The 15,542-nt window shown below is 52.4% G+C and carries 8 protein-coding genes; 6 read left to right on the top strand and 2 right to left on the bottom strand.

Annotation, left to right across the window (positions count from 1 at the left end; translation table 11 throughout):
* Positions 1–429: 429 nt before the first annotated feature.
* Positions 430–1,401, bottom strand: a complete 972-nt coding sequence (locus tag F1728_RS23215; RefSeq protein ID WP_155366065.1) for an amidohydrolase family protein — start codon at positions 1,399–1,401, stop codon at positions 430–432.
* Positions 1,402–1,709: 308 nt separating this feature from the next.
* Between F1728_RS23215 and F1728_RS23210 the strand changes: the two genes are divergently transcribed.
* The 5 genes from F1728_RS23210 (at position 1,710) to F1728_RS23190 (ending at position 7,958) form a co-directional block, all read left to right on the top strand.
* On the top strand, positions 1,710–3,443 hold the full coding sequence (locus tag F1728_RS23210) for a COG1361 family protein (RefSeq protein WP_155366064.1): 1,734 nt from the start codon (positions 1,710–1,712) through the stop codon (positions 3,441–3,443).
* A 94-nt stretch (positions 3,444–3,537) separates the two neighbouring features.
* Entirely contained in the window at positions 3,538–5,019 is a 1,482-nt protein-coding gene (locus F1728_RS23205) for an alkaline phosphatase D family protein (RefSeq protein WP_228030309.1), read from the top strand.
* 98 nt (positions 5,020–5,117) lie between these two features.
* Positions 5,118–6,389, top strand: a complete 1,272-nt coding sequence (locus F1728_RS23200) for a DUF6807 domain-containing protein (RefSeq protein WP_155366063.1) — start codon at positions 5,118–5,120, stop codon at positions 6,387–6,389.
* A gap of 10 nt (positions 6,390–6,399) precedes the next feature.
* Positions 6,400–7,182 carry an amidohydrolase family protein gene (locus tag F1728_RS23195; protein ID WP_155366062.1) on the top strand — a complete coding sequence of 261 codons (783 nt, stop codon included), beginning with the start codon at positions 6,400–6,402 and terminating at the stop codon, positions 7,180–7,182.
* Positions 7,179–7,958, top strand: a complete 780-nt coding sequence (locus F1728_RS23190) for an amidohydrolase family protein (RefSeq protein WP_155366061.1) — start codon at positions 7,179–7,181, stop codon at positions 7,956–7,958. Before F1728_RS23195 ends, F1728_RS23190 begins: the two co-directional genes overlap by 4 nt.
* Positions 7,959–7,967: 9 nt before the next feature.
* Here the strand turns inward: F1728_RS23190 and F1728_RS23185 are convergent, their stop codons facing one another.
* Entirely contained in the window at positions 7,968–9,908 is a 1,941-nt protein-coding gene (locus F1728_RS23185; protein ID WP_155366060.1) for a preprotein translocase subunit SecA, read from the bottom strand.
* A gap of 654 nt (positions 9,909–10,562) precedes the next feature.
* Here F1728_RS23185 and F1728_RS23180 point away from each other — a divergent pair.
* Positions 10,563–15,188, top strand: a complete 4,626-nt coding sequence (locus tag F1728_RS23180; RefSeq protein WP_155366059.1) for a peptidylprolyl isomerase — start codon at positions 10,563–10,565, stop codon at positions 15,186–15,188.
* The last annotated feature ends 354 nt before the right edge of the window (positions 15,189–15,542 follow it).

The following is a 15,542-nucleotide window of genomic DNA, read 5'->3' as shown; positions in this document are numbered from 1 at the left end:
GCAGCAGCTTTTCAATGGGTCTGGAACCGTGCTGAGCCTGCAGCCAGATGAGTTGATTGTGCTCCGAACATGCTGCGAAATGATTTGAAAATCAGGGAGACAATGGGAAGGTATGCCTGTTGTTCCAGTGAAAAACTGGAAAAATCGACGCCGATTCAGGTGCTGCTGACGAACCGGTTCAACAGATTCCAGTGCACGCATCATCCGCCTCGCGCGCGAAGCACAATTGCACAACAATACGATTCGGAGAGGGGGGTTCAAGCTCAGTCTGTTCAGCTGAAAATTGAGTGCACGAGCGATAATTTTTTACTACCACGAAAAGCACGATATTTGGAAGACATGCCTCCATGTTTGTGACAGCAGATAAGCGATGCGCATGATCGCGCTAGTCTGAAGTTTTCAAGAGCAGCAAATCCGCCTGAGTTAACTTCATTCCCCCGGATATTTATCCCAGCGATAGGCGACTTTGGAGTTCTGCCAGAAGACTTTATCGAGGGCTGCCTGCCCTTTGTCCTGCAGATAATCGACCAGAATTTTCTGTAGCGTCACGTAGTCGGCGGCTCTTTCGGAGACAGGCCAGTTACTGCCGAAGATCATGCGGTCGATACCAATCTGGTTCCAGATGACATCCAGCGTCGGGCGGTAATAGTTCACATCTGCGGGGACATTATTCGGACGATGACGCGAGGCGCCTTCCACCAGGGCAGAGACCTTGATGAAGACCTGCTTCTGATCAGCCAATGCTTCCATGTAACGCCGCCATTCCGGATCGATTTCGTCCCCTTTGATCACGACGTTGCCGATGTGATCAACAACGATACGCAGGTCGGGAACCTGTTGGGCAACCTTGCGGGCTGCATCCAGAGTTACTGGTCCGCCGTTGAGATCGACCTGCAGGCCCTTGTCGGCCATGAATTTCAGATCGTCGATAAATCGCGGCTGTGAGAGTCCTGGTTCGACCAGGTTATGATTCACGCGGATGCCTTTGTAGATCGGGTTTTTAGCGAACCGTTTCAGTTGCTGACGAAACTGGGGATCGCCGGGAGTCAGACGACCGACGAAGCCGATAATCACCGGGTTGTCTTTCGCGACATCGAGGATCCACTGGTTGTCTTCGACCAGTTTACTGGCCTCCACAACGACCGTCGCATTGACCGGCTGGTACTTCTTCAGAGCCACGAAGTCTTTAGGAAGGACGGTCCGGTAGAGCGATGAATTTTTCGGGGGCCAGGGAACGCCTTCAGGCCGGCTGGTATCGTAGAAGTGGGTGTGGGTATCGACAACCTTCTGAGGCAGTAATTCCTGTGTTTTCTCCGCAGCAGCCCAGCTCAGACCAGTCTGAGCAGCGACTAAGCCTGCAGAAGCCGATTTCAGGAAGTGACGACGATTCATGGATTGCATGGGGGTACCTCGAGGCTGGTGAAACTGGATGTCTGTACGCCGTTCTTTACAGCATACCAGAACTCGGACCGCTGGCCAGTCAGAATTCATGCGGAGGAGCGAATCTCCAAGGCTCACGTTTGAACAACGAGCCCGGCTTGACTTATCTATTTTCACAGACAGTCGCTCTGAAGGGCCGAATCAGGAAACGCACTTCCCATAGAGGGTTCTTTTTGCTAACTTTCACGCACTGTCTATCTTACTATGCATCTTATGGGAGCCTGTTGCCAGGGTTGGCAACGTGCAAATTCAACGGACCTGAGATTGTGATGCCCCAGCCGGAAAACCGTAATTCGAAATGGAATCAGAGTGAGGAACTCACGTCTGAAGCGGAAACGGAAGCGGTCGACAGTGGGGAATACAGTGATCTCAGCGATGAGACTGCCCAGGAAGCGGACTGGTATTCACAGGAAATCGACGACGATGCCGACGAATACGACCTCTCCCTGAAATTCGAAGATTTTGCTCCCCTCTGGCTGCAGAAAGCCAAGTCATTATATGACAGTAACCCGGAATGGTCAGTGGCCTCTGCTCTGGGCGTCGTGGCACTGACTCTGACCACCCTGCTCTTTCTATCGATGCCCGCGCCTTCTAAAGAACCGGTGGCCGCAGTTCCTGAAGCGGAAATTCCCTTTATTCTGGAACCGACGGTCACATACCAGGACTTTGACTCGGAGCCCATTGATACACGTCTTGAAGTCGAACCGGACGCCGCTTTGTCTGTGGAGTTGATGGAGAGTGAACCGCTGCTGGTCTCTTTTGGAGAATTGCCAAACACTCTGGTAGAACACGCAGCACCCCGGGAAAGAATGCCGGAATTTACGCTGCCCGATTTCAACATCCCTCCCGAGCCTCCAGCGGCTGCGCCTGAACTGGCGATGAATGTTCAACGAATTCAGATCATCGAACGCGAGATGCTCGATCCTGCGATTGACGAACCATTTCTGGTAGAAGCGAACCCAACGGCGATATCGAATCCACAACAACTCGAACCAGATGACCGGCTGCTGTTTGATCGAAGTTGGCAGCGCATCGATCTCGTCCGGGCGGATCAACAGTCCGAGCCCGCCATTCGTCCCACCTTGTACCACGAACGCTTTCCGGGAGGAGAACATGTGCAGGTCGGACGCGAGCAACCACAGGAACGGAGCCGACAGGATCACCTCACACGCGTGACGGCACCACGTCAACAGGAAGAGCTCCAAATTGAAATCCGTAAGCAGGCTCCCCAGGAAGGGTCTTCTCAAAAACTGTTTACTTATTCCATTCTGGTTAAGAATGGAGGCAGCTCACCCGTTTATGATGTGCAGGTAGAAGAGACGATTTCTCCGACTGCGAGTCTGGTAGATCTTTTACCGTCGGCTGAGGTCAATCAGAATCTGGTCACCTGGAAACTGCCACAACTGGATGCCGGCGAAGAACGGGAACTGCAGGTGAAAGTCTTTCCGAATCAGGAAGGTCAGGTACAGACCAGTTCTGCGATCCGCCTGGCTTCGAATGTAACTTCGGCCACGGAAATTACCGCCCCCGAACTGGCTCTACAGGTCAATGGTCCCGAAGCGGTCACCGCTGGTGAAGTATTCGCGATGGACTTTGTGGTAACGAATCAGGGACAGCAGTCCCAGGCGGATGTGAGACTGAACCTGGATCTTCCTGAAGGGCTCACTCACGACCAGGGACGTCTGTTGACTTTCAAAATTGACCAGCTGGCGGGAAATGAATCTCGACGATTGCGTGCTCGAGTGAAAGCAGTAAAGACCGGACAGGTCACCTCACAGGCCGTGCTCGTCCTGCAGGGACGCTCGCTGGAAGAAGCCGCTTTGCAGCAGGAAGTCAGTGCTCCCGCTCCTCAACCAGAGGCCAAGCCAGCCGCACCACAGCAACCGGCTGCTCCCGCGAAGCCAGCTACTCCCACGCCAGCACAGCCGGCTCCTGCGATCGCTCCCAATTGCCCCTGTCAGCCGCCTGTCTATTATCTGCCTGTTCCCTGGATGATCCCCTGAACAACGCAGAGTTGAATGGCTCTCCCGACTTCGGTTACTATCAACGCTGAACTCAGCATAGGAATGTAACCCTGGAATCAGTGGAGAACTCACCATGTCTGCCAGCCTCACTGTAATGTCGCCACGCCTGTTCCTACTTGGCCTGCTCGTATTTCTGGTGAATGATCACCAAAGCAGTTCCGCATACGGACAGCAGCTGGATCGTAAACAGGGAGAGATGGCAGGAGAGGTCGATACCGGTTCCGTTATACTCCAGTCTCGACTGACGGCTCCTGAACTGGACAAGACGGGCGATGTTCCCGGCAGAGCGGGTGTGGGGCGTTTTGAAATCTCGACGGACAAGAGTTTCGCCAAATCGCGTTATACGGACTGGCTGACGGCCAAACCCGAATCTGACTTTATCCTGAAAACAAAGGTGACAGGCCTCCAACCGGGAACCCGTTATTACTATCGCCTGCAGTTCGGCGAAACAGAAAACAAAACCGAAACGGGACCCGTCAATACATTTGAGACGCTTCCCGCACCCGAGACAGTAGCTGAAATGTCCTTCGTAGTCGTGACGGGAATGAATTATCGCGCCTTCTATAAAGGGCTCGCCGGGCGTCCCGCTTACAAGGGAAAAGATCGCGATCTGGGGTTTCCGGCACTGGCCAGCATCCTCAAGCTCAAACCGGACTTTTTCGTGGGTACCGGGGATAACGTCTACTACGATCACCCCTACGACAATCCCGCCAGGACCCCTGCCGAGCTGAGAAAGAAATGGCACGAACAGTTTGTGCAGCCTCGTTATGTCGACCTGTTTGCAAACGTGCCGACCTATTGGGAAAAGGACGACCACGATTTTCGGCACAACGACTGTGACTTATCAAAGAAGAAGCGTGAGCCGGGAGTCGAACTCGGACTGGAGACTTTTCGCGAACAGGTACCAGTCGTGGATCCGGATGAGAGTGATCCGATCACTTACCGTACCTATCGTATGGGCAAGCTGCTGCAGGTCTGGTTCACTGAAAACCGAGACTATCGCAGCAACAACCGCGACAAAGATGGTCCGGAGAAAACGATCTGGGGGAAGAAACAGCGTGCCTGGCTGCAGGAGACTTTGCAGAATTCAGACGCGACGTTCAAGGTGCTGATTTCTCCTACGCCAATGATCGGCCCCGACGGGAAAGGAAAAATTGATAACCACACCAACATCAATGGATTCCGCCACGAACGCGATTCGTTCTTTCAGTGGATTAAAGAGCAGAAGCTGGACCAGAACGGATTTTACATCGTGTGCGGCGACCGTCACTGGCAGTACCATTCGATTCATCCCACCGGAGTGGAAGAATTTTCCACCGGTGCTCTGGTTGATGCCAACTCGCGACTGGGAGTCGCCCCGGGAAACAAAAAGGGGACCGACCCGGAAGGCCTGGTCAAGCAGCCATACACTTCGAATCCGGCTTCGGGCGGTTTTCTGTATGTCAAAGTGACGCCGGAGAAGGAAGATTCGAAAGCTCTGCTCCAGTTTCTGTTTTATGACGAACAGGGTAAACTGCTGCACCAGGTCAATAAAACGCAGCCCCTGAAACACTGATACAGAGCGTTGAAGTTGCCTTGCATCTGGTGATTCACCAAAGTTAGCATAAATAAAGTCCGTTCCCGGAATGACACTTTAGTAATTGAGTCGCACATATGAACCATGCCCTACGCCTCGCAAGTTTTCTGATTCTGACCTTCAGTCTCGTGGTCTGTCACATTGAAACAGTTTCTGCAGAGAACGCTTCACTCGGCACGATCAGCATCAGAGCCGGGAAGACTCCACTGCGAGATCAACCTGTAAGCGTGGACCTGCCTGATTCCCAAGCGGTTACTCAGCCTCTGCATCTGATTGATCCCGCTTCACAGGAGAAGATTCCGGTCCAGATCGAAACCCGGGACGGGCAGCCGAACCGACTCTGGTTGATTTATCCCGGCACGTTGGCAGCTGGTGAGACGAAAACGCTGGAACTGAAAACGGGAGCAGCACCTGCGGCCCGCGAAGTGACGATCAAAGATACCGGCAAGGCCTACCAGATCATGATTGGTCAGCATGAGGTACTGTCCTACAACTACAAGCATGTTCCCGCGCCGAAAGACCTGCATCCACTCTATGGCCGGAGTGCTCATATTCACCCGATCGTGACACCGGGCGGCAAAGTCGTCTCGGATGAATTCCCTCCCGACCATGCTCACCAGAGCGGACAGTTTCTGGCGTATACCAAATGTATTTTTGAGGGACGCCCTACCAATTTTTGGGAGATCAAGAGTAATAAGGGCCGGGTACGGTTTCATAAACTGCTGTCAAAACAGTCCGGTCCGGTGTTTGGTGAATTACAGGTCGAACAGGAATTTGTCGATCTGACAGGACCTGCTGAAAAAGTCGCTTTGAAAGAGCTCTGGACCATTCGGGTCTGGAATCAACTTGAAGCGGATCCGGAATACTGGATGTACGACATCACCTCCAATGCACGCTGTGCGTCGGACAGCCCGCTGCTCCTACCCGAATACCATTACGGCGGCATGGCGATCCGTGGTGGTCGGGGCTGGACGAAAGAGAACTGCCGCTTCCTGACCTCGAATGGAAAGACACGCGAAAACGGCAATCACGACCGCTCCCGCTGGTGTGATATTTCCGGACGGAAAACAGCCGATGAATCCTTCAGTGGCTTTACAATTTTAAGTCACCCACAGAACTTTCGCTTCCCGGAGCCGGTTCGCATTCATCCCTCTATGCCTTACATGGTTTTTACCCCCAGTGTGCTCGGCGACTGGAAAATAGAACCCGGGACGCCTAATATCAGTCGCTACCGATTTCTGGTACACGATGGTCAGGCGCTCTCAAACACTGACCAACTCTGGAACAGCTATGCCCACCCACCCCAAGTCGCATTGAAACTGGCTGCTCCCACCGAAACTGAAAAATGAAAGTAACACAATGATCTGGGACCTGCACTGCCACCTCTCCGGGGTGGATGGAAAAACGGTCGATGAACGCATCGCCCAGTTGATGGTCTATGCAGACCGGATGGGCGTAGAACGCCTGGTCTTTTTTATGGGCTGGCCCTTTCTGATCGATCCGACGCCCAAACAGTTCCGCGAGCAGAATGATCAGGTCATGCAGGCCATCAGCCACTGGCACGATCGGGCGTTTGGCTTCGTCTATCTGAACGCCAAGTATGTGGATGAAAGTCTGGAAGAACTGGACCGCTGCGTGAAAAATGGTCCCATGATCGGTGTTAAGTTGTGGGTCGCTGCCCGCTGTAATGATCCCGCCATCGATCCGATTATTAAACGCGCGGGGGAACTCAAGGCCCTGATCTATCAGCATACCTGGTTTAAAACCGGGGGGAACCTGACAGGCGAATCGACGCCCAGCGACCTGGCGATGATGGCAGCCAGACATCCCGAGATCCCCATCATCGCCGGCCACACCGGAGGCGACTGGGAACTGGGTCTGCGGGCGATTCAGAACAGCCCGAATCTCTATGCGGGAATTGGTGGCTCCGATCCGACGGCCGGGATGACGGAGATGGCAGTCCGCACTTTAGGAGCAGAACGTGTGCTGTATGGCAGCGATATTGGCGGCCGCAGTTTTTCATCTCAACTGGCAAAGGTTCAGGGAGCCGATATTCCCGAAGTGTCTAAACGACTGATTCTGGGTGGTAACCTCAAGCGACTGTTGACCCCCATTTTGAATGAAAAGGGGATCAAAGTATGATTTATGACGTCAACGTTTATCTCTCACAGTGGCCGTTCCGGCGTCTGCCCAATGATGATACTGCTTCCCTGGTCAGAAAGCTCAAACAGAATCAGATTCAACAGGCCCTGGCCGGCAGTTTCGATGGACTGCTCCACAAAGATCTGATGTCGGTGAATCAAAGGCTGGTTACAGAGTGTCAGACTAAAGGGGAAGGCATCCTGGTTCCCGTCGGCAGCATTAACCCGCGACTTCCAGGCTGGGAAGCGGATGTCATTGCCTGTCATGAAAAGTGGAAGATGCCCGGCATTCGGCTGCATCCGAATTATCACGAATACGAACTCAGTGATCCTGCCGTGAAGAAGCTGTTTGCCCAGGCAGCCGAGCGTGGACTGTTCATCCAGATTGCCATGCGGATGGAAGACGAACGGACGCATCATCCGCTGGTGCGCGTGCCCGATGTGAATTTTGAAGCCTTGCCGGGCCTGATGAAACAGCATGACCAGTTGCAGGTTACCGTATTGAATGGGATGAAGTCACTACGAGGAGCGAAGCTGACCCGCTTGACGGAAAACCCGAACCTGACGATTGAGATCGCGATGCTGGAAGAAGTAGGCGGGATCGAGAAGCTGATGAAACAGGTTCCGTATCAGCAGATCCTGTTTGGTTCTTATTATCCGTTTTTCTACCTGGAATCGAGCCTGAATAAACTCAGGGAATCACAGCTGGGGCAGGAAATTGAAACCAAAATTATCTGGGAGAATGCACAGAACCGGTTCGTGAAGAGACAATCGTAAAGGCTGAGCTTACTCGGTCCATTCCAGGTAGGGATCGAGGCCCATTTTATGAAACATCTCGATACGGAATTTTTCCTGCTTGAGCATGTCACGCCGCTGCTTGCGATGCAGTTTTTCGAGGAAGTCCTGAGTCTTCTTGAAAAACGAAATCCAGCCGGGTGACAGTTCGCCTCGCTCATCAGCTTTCGCAGAGCGGATGATCTGATTCAACTGGTTCAATTCCAGACAGCGGAGCAGTTCATCCTCGAGTGAGAGGAAAAACTGATAGTGTCCGGGGTCCCCCTGACGGGCAGCACGACCGATTAACTGACGGTCAATACGGGCTGAGGTATGCATTTCCGTAGCGATCACATGCAGACCGCCATTTTCGCGAACGATGTCTTTGAGCAGGATGTCGGTCCCCCGCCCGGCCATGTTGGTGGCGATTGTCACGCGGGCAGGTTCGCCCGCTTTTTTGACGATTTCAGCTTCCTGTTCGTGATACTTGGCATTCAGAATCTGATGCGGGATCGCCTTCATCGCCAGCAGATCTCCCAGTTCTTCGGAGGCTTCCACCGATGGGGTTCCAACCAGAATGGAACAACGTTTCTGACGCAGGCGTTCGATTTCTTCGACCACCGCCATCCGCTTGGCCTGCAGTGTTTTGAAGACGCGGGGAGGACTGCCTTTCCGCAGACAGGGACGATGGGTGGGGATCGATGTCACTGAGACTTTGTAGGTTTTTCGAATCTCCCGTTCTGCCAGCGCCGCGGTTCCGGTCATCCCAGCCAGGTGGGCGTAGTTCTGGAAGAAACTCTGCACGGTAATGCGTGCTGCCTGACCTGTGGCTGCGGTAATGGGGACATGTTCCTGGGCTTCGATAGACTGATGCAACCCGTCCTGCCATTTACGGCCTTCCATCATACGGCCCGTGGATTCATCGACGATGACCACTTCATCATTCACGACTACGTAATCGCGATCTTTCAGAAAGCCGAAGCGGGCGATCAGCGACTGTTCGACCTGTTTGTAGATGCGTTCGGTGTCGATCGAATCCAGCAGCGAAGGCTTGGGCATCAGCAATACTTTGCGACACCCCTGGTCAGTCAGATAAGCAGACCGTTTTTTAGGTTCGTAGACGTAATCGACTTCAGATTCCAGTTGATGCGTGGCCCGGTTGCTCCAGCGGAAGAGGTTTACGGAAGCCGCATCATTGGGCTGAATCAGACCGATAATCAGCGGTGTCCGTGCTTCATCGATCAACACACTGTCTGCTTCGTCAATCAGGGCGAAGTAATTTCCCCGCTGAACCAGTGGTTCCTTACCCGATGATTTGTGATTGGAAATGGCCTGCTCTAACTGCCCCGGGGCACTGGCTCCAATGCGAATGCGATCCCTGAGAAAGTCAAAGCCCATTTCATTGGCGGTGCCGTAGGTGACATCGAGACCATAGGCAATGCGTCGATCTTCGTCTTCCATATCAGAGGTGATACAACCGACGGACAATCCGAGTTTATTGAAAACGGGGCCCATCAGCTCTGAGTCACGTTTCGCCAGGTAATCGTTGACGGTCACCACATGACAGCCTTTGCCCATTAGCGCTCGCAAATAAGCGGGGAGCACGGCTGTCAGCGTTTTTCCTTCCCCGGTCTGCATCTCGGCGATGCCCCCTTCGAAGAGCGCGATTCCCCCCATTAGCTGTACAGGGAAATGGGCCATTTTCAGGGTTCGCCAGGCCGATTCCCGTACCAGGGCATACGCCTCGGGCATGATTCTCTTGAGTGGCTCACCCGATTTGGCGCGCCAGCGCAATTCCAGAGAATACCGTTCGAGCTCATCATCAGTGACTGTCTTCAACGCCTCCCCACGCTTGATAATCTGATTAGCCTGGGCGCGCCAGCGGGAAAGCCGGGATTTAGCAGGGCGAAATCCGGTTTTCATCCAATGATAGCTGTGCGATGAGATGCTCAAGTTGCCTCCCGGAACGTTTGAAACATAAATCTGAGTATCAGTCAGCCGCCTGTTGGTCTCTGAAACACAAGTCAAGGCGAAGGTTACTCAATTGAAAGACGCTTCTGGACGTGAAAGATAACGCTGAATGTCAAAGGGAAAACTCAGGGAGCCTGAGGGCCAGCCTCATGATTCCTATTAACCACAGAGAGATGTAAATCTCTATGGAATAGACACTTACTCTCTTCAACATCCAATAAATCTGTCCACTTTCAGCCTCATTTTATCCAATGAACGGATCTACAACCAAACAAAAAAGTGAAAAACCCAACCCGGTCTTTAAAATGGTTTCACCACGATAAGTTGTTACGGTCCGTTGACTTAAATCAACATTTCGCATCATGTTCAGCAGGTAAATGTTAGATCGAAGTCAACCAATCGTCATATTCAGTGCAGATTGTTTTTTGACTACGTCATATAGAAACAGACCACCCATTCGGTACAATTGCCCTAAAGAATGAAAACATTCCAATTTACCTGTTTTTTTAGGTAGTGCCCCTGCTTTAAAATCAAGACCTGAACATGCAGGTTCTGATCCCCTGCAGTCGCCATCCGCCAGAGGACTGAATTCTTAAGACACTCCTGACTGACTCATACACTAAAGATACCGAATACATGATCTCAAAATTGATTGATAATCTGTGGAGACCACGCCGACACCAGCACCATCGTCGGCTCAAAAAAACAACGGCTCCACTGGCAGCAACTGAGAAGCTGGAAGATCGGACCCTGCTCAGTGGTCAGGACCTGATCGCGTTTGGACAGGCTTTAGCTGCAGCGAATGTCACTCTGTATGGTGCAGTCTGGGATGCCGACACGACAGCACAAAAAGCGTTGCTGGGTGATGGCGCGACTTATATTAATTTCGTCGACATTACAGACAACGAACGCAATCTGAATGGCAGTGCCACAGATGTAGGTATCAGCGATGTACAAGACCTGCGACCCATCTGGAGACTGAACAACGGAACGTTAATCGAAGGCAGTTCCATTAACAGTCTGCAGGATCTGGCAACGGCAACTGGAATCGCGATCACGAATTCGGAAGGTCCTTATCTCAAAGATATTCCCACTCAAAATCTGTTTGCCAATACCGGTCTACATGTCGCCCTGGATGGATTTGATCCCGACGGCGGACCATTGACGTACACGATAGAGAGCAGCAATCCGAATGTCTCCGCACGCTTACTGACTGGAAATCGCAGTTTGCGCATCAATGTCGCAGGCTATGGGGAGATGATTTTTGAACTGTTCGAGGGGCGAGCTTCCCGTGCTACCGACCGGATCATTCAGCTCGCCCAGGAAGGCTTCTACGATGGTGTCAGCTTCCACCGGATCATCAATGATGCCATCATTCAGGGGGGAGATCCCACGGGAACCGGCGCTGGCGGTTCTACCTATGGTTCATTCGACGATCAGTTTCATCCCGAATTACAGCACGTGCAATCCGGCCTGCTCTCGATGGCCAAAGCACAGGACGACACCAATAACTCCCAGTTCTTCATCACGGATCGCCCGCTTCGCAGACTCGACTATCAACATACAATTTTCGGTTTCCTGACCGAAGGCGACGATGTTCGCAATGCCATCAACGATGTGAAAGTGGTCAACACGGATGACCCGCTTTTCAATATCACCATGGACAGCGTGGAGTTCATTTCCGACTTTGAAAATGCCACGCTCTTCTTAAATGCTGCCGAAGGTTATAGCGGTTCCTCCACGATCACGGTGACAGTCACCGATCAGGATGGAAATCAGCAGCAGCGACAATTCCAGGTCAATGTGACACCGGATACGATCGACCCTCCCTATCAGGACCAGGTCACCGGCAACATTATTTTTGATGCTTCAGATGCCAACCCCTACCTGGCAGACATTCCCACTCTGCAAGTCAGGGCCGGAGAATCCATTCAGTACCAGTTGCAGGCCATCGACGTCGACGCATTGGCCGACCACAACGGGGTTCCGGTCTACATGAATCAGGATCTCCTCTCTGATTATGGTCTGTACATTCCGGTTACGGCCCCTGCGGGACTGATTAATACCATTGACCTGAACAACCAGGGAATCCTGACGATCAGCCCCAACGCCGGACTGGCACCAGGCATCTACCAGTTAACTGTCGCAGTCGGATTTCAGACCAGTGCGATTGACTACCAGGTCGTGACGGTCGTAGTGACCGAACCTCCCGTTGCCAACAACGATTTTGTCGCCCTGCAGGGAGATACTCCTGCGTCGTTCGATATCTTCACGAACGATACAGACAGTGATGGCAGCATCGATGAACAATCCGCGGAAATCATCTCTCAGCCCACACATGGTACTGTTACGCTGGTGCAGGTTGGCGAAGATGATTACGAAATTCAGTACACGGCAGACGGTTCTGGTTACATGGGGCTCGACTCCTTTACCTATCGAGTCGCAGACAACCTGGGCGCCTACTCGAATGTCGCTACCGTACAGTTTTCGATTGCCCCCGAAGGAGTGATTCTGGTCACCAATCTGACCGACACTTCTCCGAATAACCGGGTGACTTTACGCAGAGCGATTCAGGCAGCCAATTCAGACACGAGCATCGGTGCAGCCCCCGCGGGGAATGGCGCAGACATCATCATGTTCGACCCTGCTCTGTTCAATGGCACTGCGAAAACACTGATTATTTCTCAAGACCTTGAGATCACAGACTCTCTCACAATCATCGCTCCTACTTCTGCAGAAGGGGCTCCGCTACTGACGATCGACGCATATCAGAATGATCGGCACTTCCTGATCGACGACGGACAGGTAAGCGACCTTATAGTGAGACTGGAAAACCTCAAACTGACCAAGGGGAATCTCGGCGATAATGGAGCGTCGATCTTTAACGCCGAAAACCTGGTGATCACCAACAGCGAAATCACGAACAACCAGAGTACATCCGGACTGGGCGGTGCCATCTACAATACGGGACATCTGGAAGTCTACGACACTCTGTTCCAGACCAACAGCTCCCTCTATTCGTCCGGAGGGGCGATTGTCAGCCAGTCTGGTACCGTAATTTTAAATGGCAGTACGATAAACCAGAATACCGCCGAGGGATTTGGAGGCGGTATTTACGCCATCAATTCCGATGTTACGCTGAATACCAGCACGCTATCGACGAACGTCAGCGCAAGCGGTGGGGGAGGCGGCCTCTATCAGAACGGTGGTACTCTGACGATCAACGGATCGCTCATCACCGACAACACCACTGGAGCAGCCACCGATGGTGCGGGGCTCTACCTCTTCGATCTCACAACCACAATTACCGATTCCACCTTTTACCTGAACCGCAGCTCTGGTTCCGGGGCTGCCATCAGACAGTCAGACGGATCGCTGACCATTCGCAGCAGTACGTTTTATGACAACACGGCACAGTTTGGTGACGGGGGAGCAATCTCATCAGGAGCCCTGACGACATTGCTGGTCAACACCACCCTGTCCGGGAATACAGCCAGCAGCAGCGGTGGGGGCATCTACTTCTCCAATCCGGTTGATTTCGATAGTGCCATTATCAGCAACAGCACCATTGCGAATAATACTGCAAACCAGGATGGAGGCGGCCTCTATTCCTCATTCGATGTGATTACGCTGAACAACACAATCGTTGCCGACAACTCTGCTTCCAGTTCAGGCGATGACATCAGTGGTTACGTGAACGGGTCTTACAGCCTGGTGGAGTCAACGTCCGGATATACCAATCAGGGATCGAATTTTATCACCGGCCAGGACCCCGAACTGCTTCCCCTCGCCGATAACGGTGGTTCTACTCTGACTCATGCGTTGACGACAACCAGTGTCGCCATCGATGCTGGTAATCCTACCTTTGATCCCAGTGTCTTTACTCCTGAACTGACTCTTGATCAGCGTGGTTCTGCCCGTGTTGCCGATGGTAATAACGATACCATCAGCCGCGTTGATATCGGAGCCTATGAGGCAGAATCGGTTCTCGCTTCTGCAGATTTGACCGTGAAATGGAAAGCCACCAATACTGGTAGCGCAGGGCAAGTCGGCTCCCTGCCAGCGAACGTGGATTTTCTGGACGAGTTCAGTCCAGTCATCGTCGAGATCTGGGTCAGCATTACCAATTCTACTCAAAATGGTGTTGCATCAGCTGCCGTAGACTTCAGCTTTGATGCGACTTATCTGACAGTAGAATCAATCGTATATGGCGCCGGATTTACTCAAAACCAGACCGGGGCCATCGACAACGAAAACGGGACTATCACCGGCCTGGGGGCTTCCAGCGAATTGTCTGCTTTCGGAGCAGAAACGCTTGTACTGCTGGCGCGTGTGAACCTGTCAGTCAAGCCGATCGACCTCAACGCTGACGGGCAGTACATGCAGCCTGTGGGCAATGTGGACTTTGAGATTTCGAACAGTGTCATTAACTCTGCAGTCGGAGCCGCAATGGTGACGGAAGGTGCAGCGGTGAATCTGGCTCTGGTCCCAGCGCTCTACGACCTGAATGACAGTGGCAAGATTGATTTTGGAGACCTGCTTTTATTCGTTTCTGTCTACAACAAAACCACCGGTGCTCAAGGAGCGGACGCCACCTGGGCCTCCGACTTTGACCGTTCCGGTAAAGTCGATTTCAAAGACCTCACCCTGCTGGCTGCCAATTACAATAAAGTAAAAGGGGGCAGCAGTTCCTTTGTCTATCCGACCAACTTCAGTGAAGTCTGGCAACAAAACAACCTGGTCACCGCAATCGTCAATTCAGAAAACGACAGCACACAACCGTTGACCAGTGAAGAGGCAGCGCCGGTCCTGGAAGCGGCGAAACAACAGGTCGCCGCCAGTTCTGATGAGATTACCATTGAGCAGCTCAATGACGTTAAACTGGAGATAGTCGAACTGCCGGGAAATCAGCTGGCCAAAGCTGACTCTTCCACTAATACAATCTACCTGGATGTTAACGCCGCAGGCTGGGGCTGGTTCGTCGACAGCTCGCCCTTCTCGAATAGCGAGTTCGATGCCACCGAAGACCCCAGAATCTTCTCAGCAGGCATCCTGAGTGCAGCCAGTGGTCAGATCGACCTCCTGACCGTTCTGTTACACGAACTCAGCCACCTGCTGGGACATGAACACAACTCTGATGGCCCCCTCATGGAAACAGTTCTGGAAACAGGCGAACGCAGACTGCTGGATTACGGGGACTCAGAAGCCACGGATGAATTTTTCGGAAGTTATCTGGATCCGGAATTCGGGGGAATTAACTAATGTTCCCTTACGTGATTCGAGGAACCTGTTTTTTTAAGAGGAATCTACCTTGTTAACGGTGAGAATTCGTAAGTTCAGACGTCCAGAAGATAATGGTTCTGCGCGGTACGTTCGTCAAAACCTGAATCAACGGCTGCTTTTCGGTCGATCTTTTTTATCTTTTACTTGACATACGTAGTTTTGCTGCTGCACAATCGGTGGTAACTTTGCCCATTTTAACACTTAATCGTCGGTGTTGATCTGGAAAAACATGTGATGGGAAGCGGGCCCAGGCTCAGCCATCAGGAATAACGGAAACACTTAATTCGTTTTGCAACAAAGAGTTAAGCAACCTCTTCAAGATAAGCGACTCGC

The organism is Gimesia benthica, from assembly GCF_009720525.1.
GTDB classification, from domain to species: Bacteria; Planctomycetota; Planctomycetia; order Planctomycetales; family Planctomycetaceae; genus Gimesia; species Gimesia benthica.
This window is presented reverse-complemented; position numbering and strand designations above follow the sequence as displayed.

Excerpts from the sequence above, each read along its gene's own strand:
- F1728_RS23215 (WP_155366065.1), bottom strand. The coding sequence starts at position 1,401 with ATGCAATCCATGAATCGTCGTCACTTCCTGAAATCGGCTTCTGCAGGC.
- F1728_RS23210 (WP_155366064.1), top strand. The coding sequence starts at position 1,710 with ATGCCCCAGCCGGAAAACCGTAATTCGAAATGGAATCAGAGTGAGGAA.
- F1728_RS23205 (WP_228030309.1), top strand. The coding sequence starts at position 3,538 with ATGTCTGCCAGCCTCACTGTAATGTCGCCACGCCTGTTCCTACTTGGC.
- F1728_RS23200 (WP_155366063.1), top strand. The coding sequence starts at position 5,118 with ATGAACCATGCCCTACGCCTCGCAAGTTTTCTGATTCTGACCTTCAGT.
- F1728_RS23195 (WP_155366062.1), top strand. The coding sequence starts at position 6,400 with ATGATCTGGGACCTGCACTGCCACCTCTCCGGGGTGGATGGAAAAACG.
- F1728_RS23190 (WP_155366061.1), top strand. The coding sequence starts at position 7,179 with ATGATTTATGACGTCAACGTTTATCTCTCACAGTGGCCGTTCCGGCGT.
- F1728_RS23180 (WP_155366059.1), top strand. The coding sequence starts at position 10,563 with ATGATCTCAAAATTGATTGATAATCTGTGGAGACCACGCCGACACCAG.